Below are 15,961 nucleotides of genomic sequence, written 5' to 3'. Positions count from 1 at the left end.
AATTGATTAAGCTAAACTACCCAACGCCAGTAGACCATAAAAGGTATACTCCAAATCCCGGGTGAGGTCTCCATCACCAGACAAGAAAGCTCCTCGTTCATAATTTTGCTGAATAAAATCAAAACACACCGGAGCAATGATGCGGTTATCGAATCCCGTTTTCTGAAGCGCATATAAAGCAACTCCCGTTGAAAGTGTATCAGCACTTGCTGTTTGTTGAAAAGCTTTAAAGCCCGATGAATCATCAAAATAGCTAAGCAAATGTTGTTGTTTACGGCTTACATTTCCGCCGAGCTCAAAAGTCGCTACAGTAGTCGCAGCCCATAAGCTACTGGGAGCTCCAGCGGGTGGTCGATAAAACCAAAGACCTATTTTCCCAATCAATATGAGCCACCGTTTTCGGCCAAACCACGCATCAAAAACCAACAGAAATAAAAACAACCGATACGAAAAATTAGTCTGGAAATCTCTGTCAGAGAACAAAGACTTTAATTTAGGCGGTTTTGTCTTAATATCTAGAGCTTTCTTCAGCAATGACGCACAATATTTATCGACAAGCTGTTGCGGCTTTTGCTGCTCATTATCGGCGATAAAATTGCTTAGTTTTTCCAGGTTTTCAGATAACTGCAAGGCCGATGATAACCAATATCCGAAAAGCGAGTAATACAAATCGCCCTGCCCTCCACGGTCGACAAATGCTCCTGTTGCATCTTGCCGGCTATTTACAAATAGTTTGATTTCTTCTTTTACTTCAGGTTCAAGCAGGCTAAAGGCTTTTCTCAAAATCTGGACAAAGTCAGCGTAAACGGGAGTATGGTTTTCTCGAAATCCCATCGCTATTTTCAGAATATTTTGCCCATCACTCCGTATAAACTCAACTTAAGTTTTAGGTTCCGAAGCTGGTTTAATTCGTAATAACATTTATCCACGTACAGCTTTAAGAAAGCATCCGCACGCCGATCGATTTCCTCCTCACGCAATACTTGGTGCAATTGCTCTGAACCCAATTGCTCGATTGAAACAAATCGGTCTGTTTCACCATCTGCTACCAATTTCTCGTTCAACAAAGCCAATAGAAACGGAAAATGGTGAGTATGCTCAGGCTGATGATCGTCTCGGAATTCGTTGAGATCATCACGAATCTGGTAGGTAATACCAAACCAATCAGAAAAAGTCTCCAGACACCTTAAATCTTCTTTTGATGCCCCTCCGTTAATCGCACCGAGCAACAACGCGACCTTTACAGCTTCCCCTGTCTTTTGTGTAAATATATGTAGTAAATTATCGACTGCATACGATTTCAATTGACCGTCAAGATTCAAGTCAGCCCCCTGCCCTTTTGATAGATTTACATGCGATGAAGAAACGACTTGCAGTGATTTGGCTAATACGCCAGAATTTACCTGTAAACTGGATAGCAACTGGTAACCTTTTCCGATTAAAAAGTCACCCACATTAATGGCTAGCGGAATTCCATGCGAACGGTGCAGTGTTTCCTGATCATACCGAAAATCGTCATCATCCTCGATGTCATCATGAATAAGAGAGGCTTTATGAAAGCATTCAATGATTAATGCCAATGCAGCCTGAAGCTCATCGTTCGACTCACTCGCGTAGGAGCGATAGGCTAAAACAGTCAGCAACGGTCGAATACGCTGTCCTCCCATAATCAACATACGCTTCGCCAGTTTCTCCGTTTCATCATTCGAATTGAAGTAATGTTGAAGCGTAAATTCAGTAAAATAATCTTGCACCTGGTCTTTCAGCAGTGAAACTGATAGCGGCTGCTTTTCATCATCGGGTTTCAAAAGATGCATCTCTTCAAACAGCCAACCATAATCCACATTCGTATTTTCGCAGCCATTGTGCAAAAGTGGCAATCCCATAACCGGAACTGCTGCTCGTGAAACAGGCTCAAACGAACGCTGCAAAACCGGCATACAACTCACACCAATCACGGCATCAATAGCTCCTTCCTCAACCAAACCCACGGCAACAGTAGTTCCTTCGGCCACCAAGGTTGTGTATCCCAAAGCTTCCGCCTTACTCAATACGCTGTCAATCTGACAACCTTTACATCCGGCACAAATTAAGCCAAGTGAATCCATGTCGCCCTCGCAGGATTTCGAATTTTTCAGACATTGAGGCAACAACAACAAGCGACGCTCAAATGGGGTGGCTGCAATAACGTCTCGCCACAATTCATTTCCACATAGCACAATGGTAAAATCCAAAAATTCCTGATCAGCAGACAAATTTGCGAGTACCTCCAAAGCCATTTCTTCCAACAGCGAAAAATCAGCAGGCGGAAGCATTCCTTTCTGCATAATCAAGCGTTTGGCCTCCTTTCGAAGAAGATTTCGAAGCTTAATATCTTGTGGAACTTTTAATAAACGTTGTGTTTTTATCATCGTTGTTTATCCGTATGCACCTAAACCGAAAAAAGCCCGGTTCTTTGCAAATTTATAAATCCATTTTTTCTCCGGAATTGGCTTTCCTGACCCGTGACTGGAAACCGGAGTCATCCTCCTCAATCGTTCAAGTTCATTCTCTCTTCCTGAAGTGTCATTGGCCTCATGCTTTTCAACGAAATTGGCCAACCATTGCGGGTCTTCCATAATAATGCAGCCTGAAGTTTTCCCGGGTATCTCAACTTTCAACTCTTTTAAAAACTCCGACGACTGGTAAATTTCAGCCAATGGTTTGTCGTCAACATGGTCTTTAGCAAATTGAATCACGGGACAAGGCTCAATATCTCCCGATGCGTTGATATGGTGACTCAATCCGGAAGCAGCCGGACATAGTCCATTCCCATCACCATCCCAGTAAGCATCAATAATAGCGATGTTGTATTTTGTTCGCGCTTCAACCATGTGCAAACGTAGCTGTTGTATTTCTTCTTTGCTCAAACTTAATTCGATGGTCGCATTCTCGCCAACCGGGCGATAAACATAGTACCACAAATAGAGCACTCCTTTGTCAATCAGCGACCGGATAAATTTTTCAGACAAAGCCAATTTCAAATTTGATTTACACACACTCATCGCCACACCAGTAACTAAACCGGCATTGGTAGCGTGTTGGATGGCTTCTTGCGTACGATGAAAAATATCGTTTCCGCCACGACGCACATCTGCGACTTGTTCATCGCCTTCAAAACTAATCAGTGGTGTTACATTCGCACACTTCCGAAGCTTTTCAGCAACTTCCTCTGACAATAAAGTTCCGTTGGTAAACAACTGAAAATAGCAATCCTGATGTTTTTGAAAAATATCAAACAAGGGCTTATATAGCAGAGGTTCTCCGCCCAGAATCCCGAAGAAATAAGATCCCTGAGCTTTCGTTTCAGTAATAATTTGATCCAATTGCCCGGCTGACATCCGGCTGTTTTTCTTTTTCCCCATCACCCAACATCCCTGGCAATTCAGGTTGCAATCATCGGTTACCGAAATGAAATGGAAAGCCGGAAAAAACTCGCCCCTTTTTAACCGTTTCTGATAACGATTAAAGCTCATAATTCCCTTCACGCCCATGTTGTAGATGAACTTATATAAGCATTTCCTATCGGTTTTAAACAGCAATTGTTTCAGCATACTACTCCGTTTTTCCTTCACTCTTTCTAAACTGTTCTAACGCTTTGCGTCTTTCTTCCTCAGCCATTTGAACAACCCCCTGCTTGAAAATATTTTTTCGAACTTGATTCCGTTCATTTAACCGGACAAACAAACTACTCTGCTTACCGGCTCCCGACTTGCTTTCTGCTCCGGGTTCTGCTCCAGCCAAAGTTGACTGTTCTGCCAACCGTGGAAACATGATGGCCGATGTTGGACAAGTTCGTCCACATGCCGGGCAATTATTCTTACAAGCCAGCGGACTAATTACTTTTAAGGCCTTTTTGTTATAACTGTAAACACCAAATAAGCAAAACCGGGCACACTGGCCACAAAGCGTACATCGAGACTCATCAATAACCGGATACCACGCTGGTACGTCCAAATCGGACACTTGAACCTGATAGCGAGCCTCTCCAGCACTCAATTGAAATTCACCGTACAACTGCTCAAGAATTTCATCCACCGAAAGTTCTTTAAAGTTCAGCACTTCATAACGACCAAGGTCTACCCCCCCTTGTCTGAGCATGTTCTTAACGGCTCTGGGGTAGCAAGCAATAACTATTTTGTGGGTGTAATTTTTCCCGATAGTCTGAAGTACATCCTTTTCACGAACTGAAAAGGCACACAGATCCTTCAATTCAAACACATCAACATCCAGCTTACTAAAACGATCTGCTAATTGGTCTGTTTTTGATGATGAAATGACATTTGCTCCACATCGGCAAAAAAGGATACATGTTTTTGCAATCATACTCTTTGTCAATTGAATGAACTAAGTAAATTAAAATCTTTGCAACCGGGAAATCCAAACATGAATTCTATGACAGCATTAACAAGTTTTTACAAAAGGTAGAATTATAACTCGTTGAATATATTTATTATGTCATTATGTCCTTGCAATCTCAGTCAAATATCAGTACTATTATAGTATAAAAATCATCAATCTAAACCTGTCTTATGGCCACTGTAAATACGATTCATTGGAAAGATAAATACTCTATTGGAAATGACTCCATCGATTCAGATCACATCAAATTATTTGAAATATATAACCAATTGGCTGAGTTGGTAAATACGGGTTACAACAAGTCTACTTTTACTGAAGCACTTTCGAAGATGACTGACTACAGCATCTATCATTTTAAAAAGGAAGAAACCTACATGGAAAAAATGATGTATCCTGACCTAACCATGCACAAAAAAGAACACCGCGCATACATTTTGGAAATATCCTACTTCAACGCGAATTTCGCCACTAACAATCCTCCAAGTGCGCTTGACATGATGCAGTTTTTGGAAAAATGGTGGAAAAATCATATTCAAAAGCTCGATCCTGAATACGAATACTTCAAAAAATCAAACCACCTTAAGGTTCGATACCAAACATTGAAGTTCTAATTGACCAACTATTTACGCTAAAAATGATGCAACAATTACGAGATCTACCCAACATCGGGAAAGTAGTTGAAAACAAATTAAGGGAAGTTGGAATTGAAACGCCTGAACAACTGAAGGCAATTGGAGCGGAACAAGTACTTACTCGTTTAAAAACAGTTGACAAAGGAGCCTGTTTAAGTATGTTGTGTGCGCTGGAAGGAGCAATATTGGGAATTCGGTGGCACCAGTTACCTAAAGAGCGAAAGCAAGAGTTGAAAGAATTCCTGAACATACGGAATATACAAAAATAGAATCATGAAACCACGTTTAAACATCGTTACCATTGGCGTGAACAAGCTAAAACAATCACGTGAATTTTACCGAACAGCTTTGGGCTGGGAGCCCGCGAAAGGCAGTGACGAAAACATTGTTTTCTATAACCAAAGCGGAATCGTATTCGCCTTGTACCCGCTGGATAAATTAGCAGAAGATGCAGAAACCTCCGCCGATCGAAGCGGATTTTCCGGCGTTACTTTGGCTATCAATCTGGAATCAAAAGAAGCTGTAGACCAGCTTTACAAACAAGTCATTGAAAATGGAGGAAAATCATTGGTCGAACCCAGAAAAACTTTCTGGGGCGGATACGATTGCTACTTTGCTGACCCTGATGGTCATTCGTGGGAAATAGCCTGGGCTCCGTTTTGGAAGTTTGACAACAATGGGAGTTTGATTTTGGAATAGCACAAAACCGTAACAGCTAAATATTCTCAACCAAAAGCCCTCGAAAACGTTTTGATAGAATAAATAAATACAGAAACTATGTACACAGGTTTATTACACTTGCATAACTCCTTACGTTGGTTGATTTTATTGGTGGCCTTGGTGACCTTGGTGAAATATTTCATGGGCTGGTTCAGCCAGAAAGGTTGGATGAAATCAGACAACATTCTGGGGATTTTGTTTACAGCAATCATAGACATTCAGTTAATCGTTGGACTCGTTCTTTATTTTGGTTACAGTCCAATTACCAAAGCTGCTTTTCAGGATTTTGGTGCAGCAATGAAAAATGCCGACTTACGTTTCTACGCAGTCGAACACTTCATCATGATGCTAATTGCCCTTGCTTTAGTGCATATCGGAAGAAGCAAGACTAAAAAAGCAATTTCAGCGCGAAGGAAGTTTGGTCTTTCACTCGTATTTTTTGGAATTGCATACATCATCATTTTGGCTGCGATACCATGGAGCAGGGTAATTGCATAGGCTAACGACCAGTTTAAGATTGCCTATATTTTGAAAAATGGAACTACAGGTAAAAGATAAAGTTTTCATGCTCGCTGCGTCCAGCAAAGGCTTGGGATATGGAATTGCCCGCGAACTGGCAAAGGATGGTGCGATTGTATGTTTGGCAAGCAGAACAAAGACAGAGCTGGAGCAAGCTGCTAAAAAATTGCATCAGGAAACAGGAGCGGAGGTTTTCCCTTTTGTTATGGACGCAGCATCACCTGATTCTATTTTGAATTGGACAAAAGCGGTGATAAACCGTTTTGGACGCATTGACGGGCTTTTAGTGAATGCTGGCGGACCTCCGGCTGGCGGATTTCAGGATTTTACAGACAATGACTGGCAAAAAGCTTTTGAGCTAACCTTGATGAGTGCGGTTCGGATGATAAATGCAGTTTTACCATCAATGAAAGAAAATGGCGGAAGTATTCTGACAATTACATCCATGTCGGTGAAAGAACCAATCGAGACTCTGCTTTTGTCCAATGTGTTTCGTTCTGGAGTAACCAGTTTGGTAAAATCACTCGCGAAAGAATTTGCTCCCCACCAAATCCGTGTCAACAATTTGATGCCCGGTCGAATTGATACCGATCGGGTGCGCTCACTCGATCAAATTAAGGCGCAACAAGGTGACCTTCCTGTTGAAGACATTCAGAAGGCAAATTGCAAAACCATTCCTTTGGGACGCTATGGCAGTACGGATGAATTTGGAAAGGTCGGTGCTTTTTTGCTTTCCGAGGCAGCATCATACATTACCGGAGCAAGCTTGCAAGTAGATGGCGGACTAATAAAAACCGTTTGGTAGACTCTCTCTTAAAACCTTAGTTTTTTGAGTAGTTCATTTGAGTCAAACCGAAGATTAACTTTCATCTTAGGCAATTTCAGCCCACCTCCTCCATTGTTCGATTTCGAACTGGAATAGACCTCATCGATAATGTGTTGATACTTCTTCGTTACGAAATTGCGCTTCAACTTGAGTGTTGGCGAAAGCTCGCCACTTTGCGGTGTCCATTCTTCACACACCAAGCGAAAACGCTTAATTTCCTCATGCTGCCCCAATGATTTATTGATGGTTGAAACCTCCTTGAAAAACTGGGAGTTAACTTCCTTTTTTTGCACCAATTCCTCGTTGTCACGAAAATGGATTTTGTGCTGAGAACACCAGTCATGCAAATACTCAAAGTTGGGAGAAATTAAAGCACTGGCAAACTTTTCATTTTCGCCAATCACCATGGCCTGCTCAATAAAGAAAGACTCTTTTAACTTATTTTCAATCATTTGTGGGGCAATATATTTTCCACCCGACATCTTAAACATTTCCTTTTTCCGATCGGTAATCTTTAAAAAGGTTCCTTCGTCTAAAATGCCAATATCCCCTGTGTGAAACCATCCTTCCTCGTCAATAACCTCATCGGTTAAATCGGGTGCTTTATAGTAACCTTTCATAACTGATGGTCCTTTACAAAGAATTTCCCCGTCATCAGCAATTTTAACCTCCACACAGTCTAACACTCCGCCAACAGTGCCAATTTTCATTTCTCCGGTAGCCGGGTTATTAACAGCAATAACCGGCGATGTTTCAGTCAAACCATAACCTTCAAGAACCTGCATGCCAGCCATGCCAAGAACACGGGCAATTCGGGGTTGCAAAGCAGCTCCACCAGAAACGATATAAGTAATATTATTTCCCAGCGCTTCACGCCATTTGGAATAAACAAGTTTATCGGCTAACCGGATCCTCAACTTTAGAAAAACAGAGTACTTTTTATTGTACTCAAAATGGCGAGTCAAGTGCAATGCCCAAAAGTATATCACCTTTTTGACTCCTGTCAACTCCTTCCCTTTCGACACAAACCCATCGTAAATACGTTCGAGCAGGCGTGGCACCGAGTTAAAAATATGAGGTTTAATTTCCTTAATGGCAGGCACGATCTGTCCAAGGTTACCAACGTAGTATACGCCCATTCCTTTGTACTGAAAATGATAGTTCACACTACGCTCATAAACATGGCAAAGCGGAAGAAAGCTAATCACCCGATGTTCAGCTCCCAAGTGGTGCACATTAACGTGCGATAAGAAATTTGAAACCAGGTTTCGATGAGTCAGCATCACTCCCTTGGGAACTCCGGTAGTTCCTGAAGTATAAATCAGCGTTGCAATCTCTTCGGGACTTACGGACTGCTTTATATGTTCTAACTGATCGGTCAACTCATCCTTTTTATTCTTGCCGATCTCCAAAATTTCTCTGAAATGAGCACAGCCTTCAAAATCTTCAAAAGCGTAAATTCCCTGAATTGACTTGATTGCTTTCGCTACAGGGTAAATTTTATCGAATAGCTTTTTATCCCCAACAATCAGGTATTTGACTTCAGCGTGCTCCAAAATATATTGATACTCGTCTTCTCCGATTGTCGGATAAATCGGGACATGAACCAAGCCTGCCATTGCAAGTCCCATATCCACAAAGTTCCACTCCGGGCAATTAGTTGTTACCGTAGCAACTTTATCACCTTTATTTAAGCCAAAGGATAAAATCCCTTTTGCAAACTCATCTGATTTTTGTTTATACTCTGTCGTAGAATAAGTATACCATTTTCCATTGGCCTTACCTCCAAGGGCATCTTCGCGAGGATAATTCTTTTCACAATAATCAAGAATATCAAAGGTTCTAGTAACGCCTTTTCCCATAATAAAGTGTTTCGTTTTTTCCAATCAACCTCGCAAAGTTAATATTTCAAACTTTTAAATATTTGTGTTTTACAACTTCTGAAAAAAACCGATGTTGGGAGAAAAAAAACTTTTCAAGTGCCTTGCTGACTCTATATCAAGTTATTCGATCACCTCTTCATATTTTTTATATTTGATGTATGACCAAACAGCCAGAATAGCTATCACTCCAAAAGCAACGTAAACAGCCCAATGAACACCATTGGCCGATCCTTTACCATAAGAGTGCATACCCGACAAAAAGTAGTTAACACCAAAGTAAGTCATCAGCACAGAGGTAAAGCCGATTACCGTTGCCAGGTTATAATTATAACGGCCTTTCAAGGAAGGAATCATCCGCATATGAACAATGAAGGCAAATATGACTGCAGTAATTAAAGCCCAGGTTTCCTTTGGATCCCATCCCCAGTAACGCCCCCAGCTTTCGTTAGCCCAAACACCTCCCAAAAAGGTTCCAATGGTTAGCATGTAAAGCCCTATAGTTGCCGACAACTCGCTGATGGTTGTTAGCTGATCGATAAAGTAGGCGACATTTTCTTTGTTACTTTCTTTAATAAGCACATATAAAATCAGAACCAAAATACCCAAGAATGAACTTAATCCGATAAAACCATAGCTCGCTGTAATAACAGCAACATGAATGAGCAGCCAGTATGATTTGAGCACCGGCACCAAATGAGTAATTTCAGGATTCATCCAGTTCAAATGAGCTACAAACAAGGTGATACCGGTTAAAAAAGCGCCTGTTCCGAGAACCATCGGATATTTCCGGCCAAAAATAACACCGGCCAGCATCACTGCCCACGCCACGTAAATCATCGATTCGTAACCGTTACTCCATGGCGCATGACCGGCAATGTACCAGCGTAAAATTAGTCCTCCGGTATGAAGCAGAAAAATAAGAAAGATCAAACCGGTAAAAGTATATTTGGTGATATTGCCAATCGTTTTTCTACGAAAGATATTCACAAAAAGTACTGTTAACAGCGTAAATCCGATTAGTAAATACCACGGGAAAATGCGTTTAAAAGGCTGATAACTATTGTAGAATATTTCGGCAGATTTTCGCTGTTCGGATGGTAAAATATCAGCTCCAAACTTTTGCTGAAACGAAGCGATCGTAGCTATAATTTGCCGTGGCTGAATATCCGACTCTGTTTTGATAGACTCGGCCAGCAAATGAAAGCTGCGGTTCACAAACAGGGAGTCGGCTGAAGGGTATCCCGTTGGGTTGCTACCCGCCGGCCACCAGGCATCGGTTTGATTTTCGGGAGGAAAAAAAGTAAACAAGTTGCCACTGAATATCATAAAGCTGATATTCAGTCGTTCGTCCAAATAGATGTATTCTTTTTCCAACTTGTTCCTTAAAGCCGGTGCCTTTGCAAAAGCCGCCTTCACCTCGTCGGTAATTTGATATTGTCCGCTTTCATCAAACAAATCAAGGATTCTAGCATACTTCTGAGTGACGCCAAGAGCCTTCGCAATCTCCGGATCAATCTTAATAAATGGAACTGTTTTCCAATAATCCGGATAAAGATTCATGCTCAGCACAACTTCGTCTGACGACATGCCATTCAATGATGATCTCCGGCTCAATTTTCGTAAGATTTCGCTCGACAACGTTGACATGGGCTCAATACGTCCGTCACGCCCATGAACCCACAGCTCTGAAAAATCTTCGACCAGTTGCTCATTCAGCGGAGGAATTATATTAGCAGGACTCTCCTGAGCAAAGCTTTGACTTCCGACCATCGTAAAACCCAAAAGTAATATGGCCATTTTTGTATTAGCCGATGACTTTAGATGACGTACTAAAAACTGGAAATACGAATTTTTATTGAATAATGATAAGATAAGCGCCACCGTCAGCAGCAAATAGCCTATATAAGTCACCAATGTTCCCCAAAAATCCTTGTTCACAGAAAGTACTGTTCCCAACTCATCCTGATCGTATGAAGATTGGTAAAAACGGTAGCCGCGATATTGCAATGTGTTATTCATGAAAATCCGCACATCCCGCCTGACATTTTTCTCGGGATCAACTAATTCAATTTCGCTCGCAAATGACGATGGACTTTCTGAACCGATATACCGTTCCAATTGAAAATCTTTCAACCCCAAACTAAATGGCAAATAAACCGGCTGTGAACCATAAGTAAGTTCAATCGCTGTATTTCCAACCATATAGGTTACGGGGTCTCCAATTTGCCCGGCACGCCCGAAAACATTAATAACAGCCTGTCGTTCTCCATCCGAAATTTCAACAATAACCGCATCTTCCTGAGCATTTCCCGTTTCATCTTTACTAACTCGCAAACTAGCTGTCTCATAATACTTCTTCACTAGTAACATATAATTACCAAAGGCATATAACTGCATGGTTTGTAATTCGGTGCGCGATCCGGCAGGAATTAGTTTTGATTCACCTCCAGTCATCGAACGTAGCTCCAAATCCCGGTCGGTCACTATGAAAAAAGCTGAACCTTCCTGCTCAAAACGAATATCGGCATTGCCTTCGAAGCCAACAACGGCCGCCCCCAGATTTATTGTTTCTCCTTTCCCAAAAGTAAAGCTCTGCATACCTTGTCCTGCTGAAACCACAAAATCCACCAATGGCACCCCATTTGGACTTTCCACAGGAGTTTTAACAGCATGCTTCACAAAGCCAACAGACTTAACACTCACCGATTGACCTTCAAGGTCGATACTTTTGCTAAACTGATTTGGTGTTAGCTCCGAAAAAATAACTTTCTTTTCAATTTCCTTCTCCGGTGTTTTTAGGGTGAAATAAGAGTCAGTTGAAACAATATAGTTGTTTGAACTTCCTTCGCGAATATGCATTACCCCTTCAAAACTAATGTAACGAGTAACGGCTGCTCCCAGAATGATAACGATGAATGACAAGTGAAACAATCCGATGGTCAGCTTCTTTTTGGTGTATAAACGATAGCGCAAAAGATTATGCACCAAGTTAACTCCCAACAATAAGAATACAAGCTCGAACCAATGTGTGTTATATATCAGTGCTTTTGCTGCCGGAGTGCCATAACTACTTTCGACGAACGTGGCTATAGCCATTGAAAAAGCAAGTACCAACAATAAAAAACCCATAAAAGAAGTGGAAACCAGAAATTGATATATTTTCTTCATCAGAAGTGTCTTTGAATTACTAAAGTCAATATAAAAGCATAATGCAAAAGCGCAGCAATATTAATGTTAGTCAGATAAACACATTTTTAGATATTTAGTTTAGCTTGGTTTTTATGCTGAAAAAAAGTCTCCGAAGTTTTGCACATCGAAATAACGACCTACTTGTCTTAATATTGCAATAACTACTAAGCTATTGGATCAACAAAAGTTTCATCAAAAATCATCAAAAAAAAGTGCGGTCTGGTATTCTGTGAATATCAAAATTCAAACACCGAGCTCAGCAGAACCTGTTATCGCTGGTAATTTTCAAATCACACCTGAAAAGTAACAAAATTCACCATTCTCAGTATAAACCTTTATTATTAAACCTAAAAACAAGAACAATGAAAAAGAACATGGGAATCGCTGATCGGGTCATTCGGGCAATCGTTGCCGTACTAATTGCTATTTTATATTTTGCCAATATTATTACGGGCACACTTGCAATTGTTCTGCTAATTTTCGCTTGCATTCTGCTACTTACCAGTGTGGTTAGTTTTTGCCCGCTATACATGCCATTTGGATTGAGAACCTGTAAAAAAGAGAATTAAATAAGCATATAAAGATCTACCTTGATTAACCTGGGTCGGTTTTCTTTTTGCTCTTTCAATTTTCTTCTTCAGCGGAAGATATGTCAAGTCGAGACAATTCCTTAATTTGAATGCTTAAAACTATAATCTTCATCCATGATTCGAACACCGGACAGGGAAACAGTTGTCGTCTTTAGAGGCAATCCCATGAAAGCTGAAATGGTCAATGAGCTCTTAAAAGACCACGAAATAATAAGTTTCATAAACAACGAACTTATGGGAAGCATTGCGCCTTGGCAAGTATCAGCAGGTGGATTCCAACCTGTCGAGATTGTCATCAATAAAAAAGATGAGCAGAAAGCCATTTCTTTAATTGAAGAATTTCAGTCGGCGACATAAAAAAGCTCCACCAGAAAACATCAGGTGGAGCTTAAAATATTGTTATTGTAGCTTTTAACCTACAAATGATTCTGCTTTGGCAATCGCTGCTTCAATTCCGGCAACATCCTTCCCACCTGCTGTCGCATAAAATGGTTGACCGCCACCGCCGCCTTTCATTTCTTTGGCAGCTTCGCGAACAATCTGCCCGGCATTTAAGCCTTTTTCTTTCACCAGGTTGTCAGCAATCATAATGCTCAAACTTGGTTTTCCCTTTATTTCAGCTCCTAACACCAGGAAAAGATTATCAACTTCGCCTTTCAACTGGAACGCTAAATCTTTAATGGCCTGTGGGGAATCTAAATTGACCTTGGCCGCAATAACATTTACCCCGTCAAGTGACTTAATTTTTTTCTTCAATTCATCTTTCACTCCGGCAGCAGCCTGCTTCTCAAATGCCTCCAATTGCTTCTTCAGTGCGGCATTCTCCTGCATCAAATCGTCAACCGATTTTGTCAGGTTTTTGGTGTTGTTGAACAAGCCCCTCAACTCATGAAGCTCATCCATATTTTTATTGATGTAGCTTTCTGCTTTATCAGCTGTAATTGCCTCAATACGACGTACACCGGCAGAAATAGCACTTTCCGAAGTAATCACAAAATAGCCAATTTGCCCGGTTGCCGGAACGTGTGTTCCGCCACAAAGCTCCACTGAGTCGCCAAACTTAATTACCCGTACATTGTCGCCATATTTTTCACCAAACAAAGCAATGGCACCCATTTTCTGAGCTTCAGCAAAAGGCACATCCTGCTTTTCTTCTTGCTTATCGTTTTGGCGAATCAGCTCATTCACCCGAGCCTGAATTTTATCCAATTCGGCCTTGCTTACTTTCTGAAAATGCGAGAAGTCAAATCGTAAGTAATCGGCATTCACCAACGAACCTTTTTGCTCCACATGGGTCCCCAATACCTCGCGCAAAGCTTGATCGAGCAAATGCGTTGCGGTGTGGTTATTCGCGGTTAACTTACGTTTCTGATTACTAACAATTGCTTTAAAAGTTGCTTCCGGATCAGATGGCAGTTCCTTTGCAATATGTACCGTCAGGTTATTTTCCTTTTGTGTGTCGATGATGCTTGTTTTAGCACCATTGGCTTCAATATAACCAGTGTCCCCAGCCTGACCTCCTGACTCACCATAAAATGGTGTTTGGTCGAAAACCAGATGATAAAACTCTTTATCTTTTTGTTTCACTTTCCGATAACGGGCAATTTGAATGTCTGCTTCAAGTGTTGTGTAACCCAGAAACTTCACTTCATCAATTTTCTTTAATTCGACCCAATCGCTGGTTTCCTGAGCCGCAGCGTTTCGCGAGCGATCTTTCTGCTTTTTCATTTCCACATCAAACTCAGCACGATTAACCGACAAACCATTCTCACGTAAGATCAGCTCCGTTAAATCCAGTGGGAATCCAAATGTATCGTAAAGTTCAAAAGCGCTTTTGCCTGAAACAACCGAAAGCTTTTCTTTTTTGGCCTTACCCATCACATCGTCCAGCAGTCGAATACCGGTTTCAAGGGTACGCAAAAAGCTTTCTTCTTCCTCTTTAATTACTTTCTCGATCAACTCCTGCTGCGACTGTAACTCAGGGAATGCTTCTCCCATATTCTCTTTCAATGCTTTAACCAGCTTATGAATAAAAGCTTCACGGAAATTCAGGAAAGTATAACCATAACGCACCGCACGACGCAAAATTCGGCGAATCACATACCCGGCTTTATTGTTCGAAGGCAACTGTCCATCAGCAATTGCAAACGCAATAGCTCTCAAGTGGTCAGCAATTACGCGCATAGCTATGTCTTCCTTCTCACTCTCGCCGTACTTTTTGCCACAAAGTTCAGCCAATTTACTAATTACCGTTTGAAAAACGTCGGTGTCGTAGTTCGACTTTTTATTTTGCAATACCATACACAAGCGCTCAAAGCCCATCCCGGTATCCACATGTTTTGCCGGCAACTCTTCCAGACTGCCATTTGCTCTCCGGTTAAATTGAATAAATACCAGGTTCCAGATTTCAATCACCAACGGATGATCTTTATTCACCAACTCAGCTCCCGGCACTGTTGACCGTTCCTGGTCATCACGCAAATCCACATGAAGCTCCGAGCAAGGACCACAAGGACCGGTGTCACCCATTTCCCAAAAGTTATCTTTCTTATTTCCGTTCAAAACATGATGAGCAGGTAAATGTTGCAACCACAGATGCTTGGCTTCTTCATCCAAACCTAACTTGTCATCAGCACTGCCTTCGAAAACAGTCGCATACATCCGGTCAGGATGAATCCCCATTTTGTCGTGCAAAAATTCCCAGGCCCAGTTGATCGCATCTTCCTTGAAATAGTCGCCAAACGACCAGTTTCCGAGCATCTCAAACATGGTATGGTGGTAAGTATCATGACCAACCTCTTCCAAGTCGTTATGCTTTCCGGAAACCCGGAGGCATTTTTGGGTATCGGCTACCCGCACTGATTTCGCCGGCTGATTGCCCAGAAAAATATCTTTGAATTGGTTCATCCCGGCGTTGGTAAACATGAGTGTTGGATCATTTTTCACCACCATTGGGGCTGAATCGACTATGGTATGTTGCTTTGAAATAAAAAAGTCCAGAAAGGCCTTTCTGATCGCTTTGGAATTCATCTCCATCGTTCCTTAATACGTTTAAAATTTGTTAAAAAGTGCTTCACAGCCAACTAATCAAACTGATTAAACCAATAATTCAATTACTTTTGCATTGAGTAGTCAATCTGCCTGATTTTAAAGTCTTGCAAAGTTAGATTAATTACTTAAATTTGTTATACTTCAGAAAAA

General features: G+C 41.4%; 14 protein-coding genes. 7 read left to right on the top strand and 7 right to left on the bottom strand.

All coding sequences use genetic code 11. The features are described from left to right. Positions 1-6: 6 nt before the first annotated feature. The 4 genes from ACTB00_RS10410 to ACTB00_RS10395 are packed head-to-tail and all read right to left on the bottom strand — an operon-like array spanning position 7 to position 4,365. A complete protein-coding gene (locus ACTB00_RS10410) occupies positions 7-834 on the bottom strand; it encodes a hypothetical protein (RefSeq protein ID WP_463299859.1) in 828 nt (275 codons plus the stop codon). An 8-nt stretch (positions 835-842) separates the two neighbouring features. Further along, a complete protein-coding gene (locus ACTB00_RS10405; RefSeq protein ID WP_463299858.1) occupies positions 843-2,411 on the bottom strand; it encodes a polyprenyl synthetase family protein in 1,569 nt (522 codons plus the stop codon). 6 nt (positions 2,412-2,417) lie between these two features. Continuing rightward, positions 2,418-3,593 carry a radical SAM protein gene (locus tag ACTB00_RS10400; protein WP_463299857.1) on the bottom strand — a complete coding sequence of 392 codons (1,176 nt, stop codon included), beginning with the start codon at positions 3,591-3,593 and terminating at the stop codon, positions 2,418-2,420. Between the two features lies 1 nt (position 3,594). Next, positions 3,595-4,365 (bottom strand): ATP-binding protein, encoded by a 771-nt coding sequence (locus ACTB00_RS10395; RefSeq protein ID WP_463299856.1) that lies wholly within the window; start codon positions 4,363-4,365, stop codon positions 3,595-3,597. Between the two features lie 206 nt (positions 4,366-4,571). Here ACTB00_RS10395 and ACTB00_RS10390 point away from each other — a divergent pair, with 206 nt between their 5' ends. The 5 genes from ACTB00_RS10390 to ACTB00_RS10370 all read left to right on the top strand — a co-directional run bounded on the left by ACTB00_RS10390 (position 4,572) and on the right by ACTB00_RS10370 (position 7,077). Then, on the top strand, positions 4,572-5,012 hold the full coding sequence (locus tag ACTB00_RS10390) for a bacteriohemerythrin (protein WP_463299855.1): 441 nt from the start codon (positions 4,572-4,574) through the stop codon (positions 5,010-5,012). A gap of 23 nt (positions 5,013-5,035) precedes the next feature. After that, positions 5,036-5,302: a TfoX/Sxy family protein gene (locus ACTB00_RS10385; protein ID WP_463299854.1), complete on the top strand. Its 267-nt coding sequence runs from the start codon at positions 5,036-5,038 to the stop codon at positions 5,300-5,302. A 4-nt stretch (positions 5,303-5,306) separates the two neighbouring features. Then, on the top strand, positions 5,307-5,732 hold the full coding sequence (locus ACTB00_RS10380; RefSeq protein ID WP_463299853.1) for a VOC family protein: 426 nt from the start codon (positions 5,307-5,309) through the stop codon (positions 5,730-5,732). 78 nt (positions 5,733-5,810) lie between these two features. Beyond that, entirely contained in the window at positions 5,811-6,251 is a 441-nt protein-coding gene (locus ACTB00_RS10375; RefSeq protein ID WP_463299852.1) for a hypothetical protein, read from the top strand. A 37-nt stretch (positions 6,252-6,288) separates the two neighbouring features. Further along, positions 6,289-7,077, top strand: coding sequence for an SDR family oxidoreductase (locus ACTB00_RS10370; RefSeq protein WP_463299851.1), 789 nt, complete (start codon positions 6,289-6,291; stop codon positions 7,075-7,077). 8 nt (positions 7,078-7,085) lie between these two features. On the opposite strand, the gene ACTB00_RS10365 is transcribed toward ACTB00_RS10370, so the two are convergent. Together ACTB00_RS10365 and ccsB are read right to left on the bottom strand one after the other, a co-directional pair. Then, positions 7,086-8,960, bottom strand: coding sequence for an AMP-dependent synthetase/ligase (locus tag ACTB00_RS10365; protein WP_463299850.1), 1,875 nt, complete (start codon positions 8,958-8,960; stop codon positions 7,086-7,088). A gap of 141 nt (positions 8,961-9,101) precedes the next feature. After that, entirely contained in the window at positions 9,102-12,149 is a 3,048-nt protein-coding gene (gene ccsB, locus ACTB00_RS10360) for a c-type cytochrome biogenesis protein CcsB (protein WP_463299849.1), read from the bottom strand. Between the two features lie 383 nt (positions 12,150-12,532). Here ccsB and ACTB00_RS10355 point away from each other — a divergent pair, with 383 nt between their 5' ends. Next, a complete protein-coding gene (locus ACTB00_RS10355) occupies positions 12,533-12,739 on the top strand; it encodes a YgaP family membrane protein (RefSeq protein ID WP_463299848.1) in 207 nt (68 codons plus the stop codon). A gap of 135 nt (positions 12,740-12,874) precedes the next feature. Beyond that, entirely contained in the window at positions 12,875-13,117 is a 243-nt protein-coding gene (locus ACTB00_RS10350) for a putative signal transducing protein (RefSeq protein WP_463299847.1), read from the top strand. Positions 13,118-13,171: 54 nt separating this feature from the next. Here the strand turns inward: ACTB00_RS10350 and alaS are convergent, their stop codons facing one another. Further along, positions 13,172-15,796, bottom strand: a complete 2,625-nt coding sequence (alaS, locus tag ACTB00_RS10345; protein ID WP_463299846.1) for an alanine--tRNA ligase — start codon at positions 15,794-15,796, stop codon at positions 13,172-13,174. Positions 15,797-15,961 lie beyond the last annotated feature (165 nt).

This window comes from Sunxiuqinia sp. (assembly GCF_055140945.1).
The sequence above is the reverse complement of the archived record's forward strand: the minus strand, read 5'-3'. Positions and strand labels throughout refer to the sequence as shown.

Bases quoted from the DNA above. Each gene is read 5' to 3' on its own strand.
- ACTB00_RS10410 (WP_463299859.1), bottom strand. From the start codon at position 834: ATGGGATTTCGAGAAAACCATACTCCCGTTTACGCTGACTTTGTCCAG.
- ACTB00_RS10405 (WP_463299858.1), bottom strand. From the start codon at position 2,411: ATGATAAAAACACAACGTTTATTAAAAGTTCCACAAGATATTAAGCTT.
- ACTB00_RS10400 (WP_463299857.1), bottom strand. From the start codon at position 3,593: ATGCTGAAACAATTGCTGTTTAAAACCGATAGGAAATGCTTATATAAG.
- ACTB00_RS10395 (WP_463299856.1), bottom strand. From the start codon at position 4,365: ATGATTGCAAAAACATGTATCCTTTTTTGCCGATGTGGAGCAAATGTC.
- ACTB00_RS10390 (WP_463299855.1), top strand. From the start codon at position 4,572: ATGGCCACTGTAAATACGATTCATTGGAAAGATAAATACTCTATTGGA.
- ACTB00_RS10385 (WP_463299854.1), top strand. From the start codon at position 5,036: ATGATGCAACAATTACGAGATCTACCCAACATCGGGAAAGTAGTTGAA.
- ACTB00_RS10380 (WP_463299853.1), top strand. From the start codon at position 5,307: ATGAAACCACGTTTAAACATCGTTACCATTGGCGTGAACAAGCTAAAA.
- ACTB00_RS10375 (WP_463299852.1), top strand. From the start codon at position 5,811: ATGTACACAGGTTTATTACACTTGCATAACTCCTTACGTTGGTTGATT.
- ACTB00_RS10370 (WP_463299851.1), top strand. From the start codon at position 6,289: ATGGAACTACAGGTAAAAGATAAAGTTTTCATGCTCGCTGCGTCCAGC.
- ACTB00_RS10365 (WP_463299850.1), bottom strand. From the start codon at position 8,960: ATGGGAAAAGGCGTTACTAGAACCTTTGATATTCTTGATTATTGTGAA.
- ccsB (WP_463299849.1), bottom strand. From the start codon at position 12,149: ATGAAGAAAATATATCAATTTCTGGTTTCCACTTCTTTTATGGGTTTT.
- ACTB00_RS10355 (WP_463299848.1), top strand. From the start codon at position 12,533: ATGAAAAAGAACATGGGAATCGCTGATCGGGTCATTCGGGCAATCGTT.
- ACTB00_RS10350 (WP_463299847.1), top strand. From the start codon at position 12,875: ATGATTCGAACACCGGACAGGGAAACAGTTGTCGTCTTTAGAGGCAAT.
- alaS (WP_463299846.1), bottom strand. From the start codon at position 15,796: ATGGAGATGAATTCCAAAGCGATCAGAAAGGCCTTTCTGGACTTTTTT.